2 protein-coding genes are annotated in these 1059 nt (G+C 59.8%); both read left to right on the top strand.

Annotated elements, in window-relative coordinates; translation table 11 throughout:
* Positions 1-163: 163 nt before the first annotated feature.
* Positions 164-763: a 6-phospho-3-hexuloisomerase gene (gene hxlB / locus QMG52_RS21720; protein ID WP_283562476.1), complete on the top strand. Its 600-nt coding sequence runs from the start codon at positions 164-166 to the stop codon at positions 761-763.
* Between the two features lie 55 nt (positions 764-818).
* Positions 819-1059: orotidine 5'-phosphate decarboxylase / HUMPS family protein (locus tag QMG52_RS21715; RefSeq protein ID WP_283562475.1), on the top strand; the 241-nt coding region annotated here is incomplete at its 3' end.

Below are 1059 nucleotides of genomic sequence, written 5' to 3'. Positions count from 1 at the left end.
GGTAGTCTACCGGGGGCGGGAATGTCTGGCCAGTCCTTAAGTGTAGTCAGAACCGTCAGAAAACAGTGTTACCCCTACCCGTTTGTTTCGGGATCATGGATATCAACCAGAATCATCCGTTCGGCCGTTACAGGGCCGATGACCGAATCGAACGGGATAAATCGTGAATCCAACAACAACTCCCACGCCTACCGTGCACAGTACAGCTGGTGACATTGTCCGCAATCTGTCCCTCGTCAGGGACGAGATCGCGGACACGGCGGCTAAAATCGACGCACAGGAGATGGCCGGCCTGGCAGGCCACCTCGGGCAGACGGGTCGGGTGTTCGTTGCTGGTGCGGGCCGGAGCGGGCTGGTCCTGCGGATGGCGGCCATGCGGCTGATGCACCTGGGCCTGACTGTCCATGTTGCCGGTGATACCACTACTCCTGCGATCAGTTCCGGTGACCTGCTTTTGGTGGCTTCCGGGTCGGGGACGACTTCGGGAGTGGTTAAGTCGGCGGAAACCGCGGCGAAGGCCGGGGCGCGGATTGCCGCGTTCACCACCAACCCGGATTCTCCGCTTGCTGGTCTCGCCGACGCCCTGGTGATTATTCCTGCCGCCCAGAAGACCGACCACGGCTCCAGCGTTTCCCGTCAGTACTCCGGGTCCCTCTTCGAACAGGTGCTTTTCCTCGCCACCGAGGCCATCTTCCAGTCGTTGTGGGACAACGCCGATGAACAGGCCGAACAGCTTTGGCTCAGGCACGCCAACCTCGAATAATCGAGGCCTCCACTTTCCATATCCACCGCAGTTCCCTACAGAAAGAAACAACATCATGAAACTCCAAGTTGCTATGGACCTCCTGACCGTCGAAGACGCCCTCAAACTGGCCGGTCAGGTCGCTGAGTACGTCGACATCATCGAACTCGGTACCCCGTTGATCAAGGCGGCCGGGCTCTCCGCCGTCACCGCTGTCAAGAACGCGCACCCGGACAAGATCGTCTTTGCTGATATGAAGACCATGGATGCTGGAGAGCTTGAGGCTGACATCGCCTTCAAGGCCGGCGCCGACCTGG

Origin of the sequence: Paenarthrobacter sp. PH39-S1 (genome assembly GCF_030063245.1) — a bacterium.
Lineage (GTDB): Bacteria > Actinomycetota > Actinomycetes > Actinomycetales > Micrococcaceae > Arthrobacter_M.
This window is presented reverse-complemented; position numbering and strand designations above follow the sequence as displayed.